General features: G+C 69.9%; 7 protein-coding genes and 1 pseudogene. 5 read left to right on the forward strand and 3 right to left on the reverse strand.

What is annotated here, in order from left to right:
• Both FLX08_RS39295 and FLX08_RS39300 read right to left on the reverse strand, forming a co-directional pair.
• A partial coding sequence (locus FLX08_RS39295) for a roadblock/LC7 domain-containing protein (protein WP_142625340.1) occupies positions 1-216 on the reverse strand: 216 nt, incomplete at its 3' end.
• Positions 213-3,005: a sensor histidine kinase gene (locus FLX08_RS39300; RefSeq protein WP_244313229.1), complete on the reverse strand. Its 2,793-nt coding sequence runs from the start codon at positions 3,003-3,005 to the stop codon at positions 213-215. The genes FLX08_RS39300 and FLX08_RS39295, both read right to left, overlap by 4 nt.
• Positions 3,006-3,418: 413 nt before the next feature.
• Between FLX08_RS39300 and FLX08_RS39305 the strand changes: the two genes are divergently transcribed.
• The 5 genes from FLX08_RS39305 to FLX08_RS39325 are packed head-to-tail and all read left to right on the forward strand — an operon-like array spanning position 3,419 to position 7,767.
• The gene (locus tag FLX08_RS39305; RefSeq protein ID WP_280117163.1) at positions 3,419-4,402 is read left to right on the forward strand and encodes an ABC transporter substrate-binding protein; all 984 of its coding nucleotides are present in this window, start codon (positions 3,419-3,421) and stop codon (positions 4,400-4,402) included.
• Between the two features lie 19 nt (positions 4,403-4,421).
• Positions 4,422-5,195 (forward strand): ABC transporter permease, encoded by a 774-nt coding sequence (locus FLX08_RS39310; protein WP_142625341.1) that lies wholly within the window; start codon positions 4,422-4,424, stop codon positions 5,193-5,195.
• Entirely contained in the window at positions 5,192-5,980 is a 789-nt protein-coding gene (locus FLX08_RS39315; protein ID WP_142625342.1) for an ABC transporter permease, read from the forward strand. Before FLX08_RS39310 ends, FLX08_RS39315 begins: the two co-directional genes overlap by 4 nt.
• Before the next feature lie 9 nt (positions 5,981-5,989).
• The gene (locus FLX08_RS39320) at positions 5,990-6,766 is read left to right on the forward strand and encodes an ABC transporter ATP-binding protein (RefSeq protein ID WP_142625343.1); all 777 of its coding nucleotides are present in this window, start codon (positions 5,990-5,992) and stop codon (positions 6,764-6,766) included.
• Entirely contained in the window at positions 6,763-7,767 is a 1,005-nt protein-coding gene (locus FLX08_RS39325) for a methyltransferase (protein ID WP_244313231.1), read from the forward strand. Before FLX08_RS39320 ends, FLX08_RS39325 begins: the two co-directional genes overlap by 4 nt.
• Before the next feature lie 96 nt (positions 7,768-7,863).
• On the opposite strand, the pseudogene FLX08_RS42765 reads toward FLX08_RS39325, so the two are convergent.
• Positions 7,864-8,040: pseudogene (locus FLX08_RS42765) on the reverse strand (ATP-binding protein); the annotation flags it as partial.

Raw genomic sequence — 8,040 nt, forward strand, 5'->3', positions numbered from 1 at the left:
GCCCTCGAACACCCGCGACGCACCCTGGGTCAAGCTGATCAACCCGGCCGCGACCGCCGCCAGCTGATCCGCCCGGTCCTTCGGGAACCCGTGCGAGTACGCGAGAGGCAACCCGTCAGCGGAGACGACGACGGAGTGCGCCACACCGGGCACGGAACTCACGAAATCATCGATCAGCCAGTTCAGGCCACGTGCGCCCTGGCTCAACTCACTCATGCGCCGTCCCCTTTCGTGGTCGGGTAGCCCTCGTCCTCACTCAGTTCGCCCCTGGCAACCGCCCGGCCCTGCCGTACGCCCTGCTGCAGGCTCGCCAGCCGGCTGCGGGCCCGGTCGGGCGACAGGAGCGGCGGCTGCGCGGGGGCGGGCGCCGGCGGCGCCGCGGCCGGATCGGCCGAGCCCGGCACCAGGTTGGCCTTCGGCACCCGCTTGGGCAGACCCGAGGAGGTGGTGCCGTCCGAGGCGGGTTTCTCGGTGGCCGCCGCCGCGGCCTGCCACCCGGCGTCCACGGTCGGGACGTTCTGCCAGCCCGATCCGGTGTCGGCCGCGGGAGTGCGGCGGAACCAGGCGGACTCGACGGAGGCGAAGATCGGCAGATACTCCTCGGACTGCGGACCGGTCTGCGCCGCGTTATGCGCCGCGTTCTGCGGTGCGTTCTGATGCACGCCGCCCGGCTGGACCGGGGCGCCGTGCACCGGCCCGGGAATGGCGACCGGGCCGGTCGTCGAGCCGAACGCCGCCGGAACGGGCCCGGTCACCGTCGGCAGAGGCCCGGTCGCCGCTTCGTCCATGCCCGACCGGCCGCGTATCCGGGTGAGCGGATCGTGAAGCGACGGCGCGGCGACCCCGGAGGCCGGGAGCTGCTGACGGCCCCAGCCGCCTCCGATGCTCTGCTGCGCATTCCCCTGCTCGGCCTGCCGGGTGCTCCAGGAAGGGGCGAACGCGCCGGCGTAGGAGGGCTCCGGCTGTGCGGGATTGCCCATGATCGTCTCCGGCAGCAGGACCATGGCGGTCAGCCCGCCTCCGTCGTGCGGCCGGAGCTGGACCCTGATGCCGTTGCGGGCGGCGAGACGGCCGACCACGAACAGGCCCATCCGGCGCGACACCGACACGTCCACCACAGGCGGATTCGCCAGCCGCCAGTTCGTCTGGGCGATCTCCTCCGACGTCATGCCGATGCCGGAGTCGGTGACAGAGATCATCACGCCCCCGCCGTCGATCCGGTTGCCCGACACCACCACACGGGTGTCGCGGGCCGAGAACGCCAGCGCGTTCTCCACCAGCTCAGCGAGCAGGTGGATGACGTCGTTGACGGACTGGCCGGCGATCGAGACGTCCGAGGGGAAGTTCAGCACCACCCGCTCGTAGCCCTCGACCTCCGACAGCGACGCCCGGATGACGTCGGTGATCTCGACGGGCCGGCTCCAGCGGCGCGCGGGCTCCTGCCCGGCGAGAACCAGGAGGTTCTCACTGTTGCGGCGCATGCGGGTCGCCAGGTGGTCGAGCTTGAACAGGTCGGCGAGCCGCTTCTCGTCCTGCTCGCCCTGCTCCAGGCCGTCGATCAGGGTGATCTGACGCTCCACGAGGGTCTGGGTGCGCCGCGACAGGTTCACGAACATCGCGTTGACGTTGCTGCGCAGCCGGGCCTCGTCGCCCGCCAGCCGGATCGCCTCGCGGTGGACCTCGTCGAAGGCCCGCGCGACCTCGCCGATCTCGTCGGCGGACGCCACGCCGATCGGCTGCACCCTGACCTGCCCCGCCGTGTCGCCCTCGGACTCGCGCAGCCGCTGCACCATGGCGGGCAGGCGGTGCCCGGCGACCTCCAGCGCCTCGCTGCGCAGCCGCCGCAGCGGCCGTACGAGGGAGCGCGCCATGGCGGCGGTGATGAGCAGGACCAGCAGCAGGACGATGACGACCATCGTGATGCTGACGACGGCCACGTTGCGGTCGGAGCTCTGCAGGGCGTCGCTCCGGGTGGCGATGGACTTGGTCATCCCGGACATCACGTCGCGCATGAGGTCGGCCTGCTCGCTGATCGCGTCGAACCAGCGGTCGGCGTCGGCCCCCCTGCCGCCGACGTTGCGGATGGGCAGCCCGGCGCGGACGAGGTAGAGCGCCCGGTCGACGAAGAACCGCGCGCGGTCCACCTTCTGGTCGGTGACCGTGTCGTTGTAGAGCTGCCGCTCGTTGGTGGTGGCCACGGCGGTGAAGGCCGCCAGCTCGCTCTGCTCCCGCGCCGCCGCGCCGGTGAAGGCGTCGAGCTCGGCCGGGTCGAGCCGCTGCTGGGCCAGTCCCAGGGCGAGCAGCGCGCGCTGCTCCGACACCGCCTCCTTGGCCCGCGCGAGCGCCCCGAGCGCCTTGATGCTCGCCGACAGCCCTTCGTCGGGAACGCCCTGGCCCGCCGCGTCGTAGAGCTTCAGCAGGTCGTCGGTGACGAGCCGGTAGTTGTCGATGCCGCGCAGCGGCGGGAGCTGCGAGTCGAGCACGATCTTCCGGAACGCGGTCAGGTCCGTCAGACGGGCCAGGGCCCGCGACAGGTCCTCGCGCCCGAGTCCGCCCAGCGCGTCCCCGCTCGTTCCGGCCCGGACGCGCAGCTGCTGCACGGCGGCGTTCACGGCGTCGTGCTGGTTCTTCACGGTCGCGAGCAGGTCGCGGTCACGGCGGCCGGCCGCGACGTACTTGATCGACAGGTCCCGCTCCAGCTGCACCTCGTGGAGGAGCACGCCGACGTTGCCGACGAGCTCGACGGCCTCGCGCACCCGCTGATACTCGGCGGCGCTGGATATCGAACCCGCCACCCGCAGGCCGCCGAGCAGGACCGCGACGACGGTGGGCAGCACGACCAGCGCGACGAGCCGGGTGCGCACCCGCCAGTTCTTCAGCTGTATCGAGTTGCCGGTCGCGGGCGCTTCGGGCGGCCCGCCGTCCACCGAGGACGCGCCGCCGGCGGGCTCGGCGACCGGTTCCGGCTCGGCGCGGCGACCGCTCTCGATCGTTGCTGTCCTCACTGGCGCAACCTCTCGCGCTGAATCTCTGGGGATAAGGCTCCGGGGTCGCTCTAATGCGAGAGCCCGCACATCACCGGGCAATTTGAGCATAAGGCGTCGAGATAGACAAAGAGCTTGGGATATTGGAGCGGTCCACGGTTTTGTCCGGCCCTAAACTCGAATCCATCGGACGGCCGCGAGCAGGGCGAAGGCAATATCGGACATTGAATGTCCGGCATCTTCCCTCGTGGAACCGGTCCAACCCCCTGGCCGTAATTCCAAACATGACAGAAGGTGATTTAGTCCTAAATTTGACTACAATCGTGACTCAAACACATCTAATCCATATGGCTCCTGTACGCTCTCGCCCGTCGCCGTCTACGCGGGACACCCGTCGCGGGCGGCCTCCTCAACACTCCAGACAAGGAGCTTCCATGGGGCTTATAAGGCGTACTCTCGCCGTCGGCGTCACGGCCGTTCTGGCGCTCACCGCTTCCGCTTGCGGCAACTCCGACACGACGTCCTCCTCTTCCTCTGGCAACGGACTGGAGAAGACGACGCTGAAGGTGGGCACCATCCCGGTGCCGGACAGCGCGCCCTTACAGGTGGCGATCGAGAGAGGGTTCTTCAAGGCAGAGGGCCTGGAGGTCCAGCCCGAGGTGGTCGCCGGCGGCGCCGTCGCCACCCAGAAGCTGCTGGGCGGGAGCCTCGACATCTCGCTCGGCGCCTACGTCGGCACTTTCCTCGCCCAGGACAAGGGGGCCGGGAAGTTCAAGTATGTCGCGGACAGTTACGGCGCCGCCCCCGGCGCTTTCGTCATCATGGTCAAAAAGGACTCCCCGATCAAAACTGTCGCAGACCTCAAGGGAAAGACCATAGCGGTCAACGTGCTCAAGAGCGTCAGCCAGCTGACCGCCGAGGTGCAGATGAAGGTCGCGGGGGTGACCGCGACCCAGGACCAGTTCGTGGAGAAGAATTTCCCCGACATGCCCGCCGCCCTGGAAAACGGCCAGGTGGACGCCATAGCGGGGGTCGAGCCGTTCATCACCGTGATATCGAAAGCGGGCGGCCGAATCATCGTCGATGAGATGACCGGTCCGACCGAAAATCTTCCCATCGCCGGCTGGTTCACCACCGACGCCACTGCGAGCAAATATCCGAAGGCGATCGCCGCGTTCCAGCGGGCGCTCGGCAAGGCGCAGGAGCTCGTCGCGAAGGACCGCAAGATCGTCGAGGAGACGCTGCCCAAGTACACGAAGATCGACGCCGCCACCGCGGCCGTCATCTCGCTGGGCTCCTACCCGACCTCCCTCAGCGAGAGCCGCCTTCAGCGCGTGGCCGACCTGATGAAGGAGTACGGCTACATCAAGAACGATCTCGACGTGAAGTCGATGATCCTGCCGCCGTCGGCGAGCTGACGGAGATCCCGTACCTGCTATGAAACACGCACGAGTCCTCCGCGGCGTCGCCGGCGTCGCGGGGTTCCTCGCCGCGGCCGAGGTCGTCGGCGCGACCGGCCTGATCGACGACCGGTTCCTGCCGCGGATGTCCATGATCCTCCGCGGCGCGGCGGAGCTGCTCGTCGATCAGGAGTTCCTCGCCGACGCGCGTGCTTCGCTCGCCGCGTGGGGGCTCGGGCTGCTGCTGACCGTGGCGGTGGCGGTCCCGGCCGGGCTCGCGCTCGGGGCCCTGCCGCCCGTGGAACGGGCCGTACGGCCGCTGATCGAGTTCCTCCGGCCCATCCCCTCGGTCGCCATCATCCCGCTCGCGATCCTGATCTTCAGCGACAACCTGCACCTGAGGGTGGCCGTCGTCGTCTACGCGGCGTCCTGGCCCATCGTCATCAACACGATCTACGCGCTGCAGGACGTCGACCCGCTCGCCAAGGAGACCCTGCGCAGCTTCGGGTTCGGTCCGGTGTCCGTGCTGCTCCGGGTGGCGCTGCCCAGCGCGGCGCCGTTCATCGCGACCGGGATCCGCGTCGCCGCCGGCACCGCCGTCATCCTCGTGGTCAGCGCTGAGCTGCTCGCCGGAGGAGCGGAAGGGATCGGGATCTACATCACGGAGGCCGCGAGCGGCAACCGGATGGACCTGATGCTCGGCGCGGCCCTGTGGGCCGGCCTGTTCGGCGTCCTGTCCAACACCGCCCTGGTCGCGGTGGAACGCAGGCTGTTCCGCTGGCACGACGTACGCACCGGAGCCGCCCGATGAACGTGATCAGAGCCGTCGGCCGTCTCTGGCTGATTCCGGTGACGCTCGTGGTCTGGGAGATCGCCACGCGCGCCGCCGAGCAGCCGTTCTTCCCTCCCCCGTCCGCGACGCTGGCCCGGATGGGCGAGATGTGGCTGTCGGGCCCGGCCACCCATCTCCTGCTGACCGAGCAGGCGCTGGACGATTTCGGCCCCAGCCTCGCCCGTCTGTTCGCCGGGTGGGCGCTGGCCGCGGTCATCGGAGTGGCCGCCGGAATCGCCATCGGCTGTTCCTCCCGCCTGTCCGGCTATCTCGACCCGCTGATCCACCTCGGCCGGGCCGTTCCCCCGCCGCTGCTGGTGCCCTTCTTCCTCGCCCTGCTGAAGCTGAGCACGCCGGCGCAGCTCACGACGATCGTGTTCGGGATCATCTGGCCGATCCTCCTCAACACCATCGACGGCACCCGCACGGTGGACCGGCAGCACCTGGAGACCGCCCGCATCTTCGGATTCTCGACGGTCGAGCGGCTCACCAGAGTGATCATCCCCGCCGCGATGCCCAAGATCTTCGCCGGTCTGCGGCTGGCCCTCTCGCTGGCCCTGATCCTGCTGATCATCGCCGAGATCCTCGCCGGCTCCGGCGGCCTCGGCTACCGGCTGCTGACGGCGCAGCGCACCTACCTCTACACCGACATGTGGGGCTGCCTGGTGGTGCTCGGCCTCCTCGGATATCTGCTCAACTCCGCGTTCCTGCTGATGGAACGGCGCGTTCTCGCCTGGCACAGGAACGCCAGGCAGACCACCTAGGAAGGCATCGTGCTCGAGATCACCGATCTGGTCCACTCGTACGGCTCGCATCGCGTTCTCGACGGGGTGAGCATCCGCGCCGCCGAGGGCGAGCTCGTCTGCGTCGTGGGCCCCTCCGGCTGCGGCAAGTCCACTCTGCTGCGATCCGTCGCCGGTCTCATCCGCCCCACCGGCGGCCGGGTGCTGATCGACGGGAAGCCCGTCGACCGCATCCCCGACAACCTGGCCGTCGTCTTCCAGGACTACAGCCGTTCGCTCTATCCCTGGATGACCGCCGCGAACAACGTGGCGCTGCCGCTGCGCCGCCGCGGGCTGGACCGGCAGCGCCGCAGGGAGGCCGCGATGGCCGCGCTCGACCAGGTCGGGCTGGCCGACGCCGCGGAGAAGTACCCCTGGGAGATGTCCGGCGGGATGCAGCAGCGGGTGTCCATCGCCCGCGCTCTCGCCTACCGTCCGTCCCTGCTGCTGATGGACGAGCCCTTCGGCTCGGTGGACGCGCAGACCCGCGAGGACCTGGAAGACCTGGTGCTGCGGGTCTGCGCGCATCACGGCATGACGACCCTGCTGATCACGCACGACATCGACGAGAGCGTCTACGTCGGCGACCGGGTGGTCGTCCTCACCCGGTCGCCGGCCCGGGTCGCCGCCGACCTGCCGGTCGGCCTGGGTGAATCACGCGACCAGATCGCGACGCGGCAGCTGGACGCGTTCGTCCGCCTGCGTGCCGAAGTGGGCCGCCTGGTCCGGGGCGGCTCCTCCACCTCGAATGTTCTGGAGAAGCATTGATCGACTCAACCGGCCCCGCGTGGGACGCCATCGTCGGGCTCTCCCGGTTCGCCGCCCTCGCCGCGATGGCCGACCTGGACTGCGCCGAACACCTGGCCTCCGGCCCGATGGGCGTGCCGGAGCTCGCCAAGGCGTGTGACGCGCACGAGCCCTCCCTGGCACGCCTGCTGCGGGAACTCGAGACGATCGGCGTGGTCCGCTCCGTCGCCCCGGGGACGTACGAGCTGACCGAGGATGGCCGGACGCTGCGCGACGGCGTTCCCGGCAGCATGCGCTCGGCCCTGCGCATGGCGGCCGAGCCCGGCTACTGGTACGCCATGGGCAACCTGGCGCAGACCGTACGGAACGGGCGGTCCGCCTTCATCACGCGGTTCGGCCCCTTGTACGGCTATCTGCAGGAGCGCCCCGAGGCCGCCCGCCTGTTCAACGAGTACATGGCCATCCGGGCGGCGCCGCTGGAGGCCGCCCTGGCCACCACCTACGACTTCACGGGCGTGAAGACGTTCGTGGACATCGCCGGGGGCACCGGGCACCTGCTGGCGGCGGTGCTCGAACGGCACCCCGGCATGCGCGGCGTGCTCTTCGACATCGCGCACGTGGTGGAGAACGGCAGGGCGGCCATGAGCGCGCGGGGCCTCGACGGCCGGTGCGAGTTCGAAAGCGGCGACTTCTTCGAGAGCGTGCCCGCCGGCGCCGACCTCTATCTGCTGGCCAGTGTCATCCACAACTGGAGCGACGAGGAGAGCCTGCGCATCCTCGGCAACGTGCGGAAGGCGGCGCCCGGCCACGCCCGGCTGCTGTTGCTGGAGATGGTGCTGCCGGACGACGCCACGCCGCACATCGGCAAGGACCTCGACATGCGCATGCTCGCCCTGACGAACGGCGGGATGGAGCGCACGACGAGTGAGTTCACACGGCTGCTCGGCGAGGCGGGTTTCACGCTCTCCCGCATCCTGCCGCTGCCCGCCGGAGCGAGCCTGATCGAGGCCCTCCCCCGCTGAGCCGTTCCCGGGCCCCATGGAAAGTCCGAGCCCGCGAGGAGTTTCCATGGGGTGGCGCAGGCGCGGCACCGGCCACCCGCGGCAGGGCCCGGTCTGTCAGACGCGACCCTGGTGAAGATTGGAGCCGGGCACGGCGACGCGCATGGTCAGCGCGTGCTCGACCAGCGTGATGAGGGTGCTCTTGACCGATTCGCGGTCGCGGGCGTCGGTGCGGACGATCGGGATGTGCGGCGCCAGCGTCATCGCCTCCCGCACCTCCTCCTCGGCGTGCGG

The sequence above is a fragment of the Microbispora hainanensis genome (assembly GCF_006874475.1).
Lineage (GTDB): Bacteria > Actinomycetota > Actinomycetes > Streptosporangiales > Streptosporangiaceae > Microbispora > Microbispora hainanensis.

Excerpts from the sequence above, each read along its gene's own strand:
- FLX08_RS39315 (WP_142625342.1), top strand. The coding sequence starts at position 5,192 with ATGAACGTGATCAGAGCCGTCGGCCGTCTCTGGCTGATTCCGGTGACG.
- FLX08_RS39310 (WP_142625341.1), top strand. The coding sequence starts at position 4,422 with ATGAAACACGCACGAGTCCTCCGCGGCGTCGCCGGCGTCGCGGGGTTC.
- FLX08_RS39305 (WP_280117163.1), top strand. The coding sequence starts at position 3,419 with ATGGGGCTTATAAGGCGTACTCTCGCCGTCGGCGTCACGGCCGTTCTG.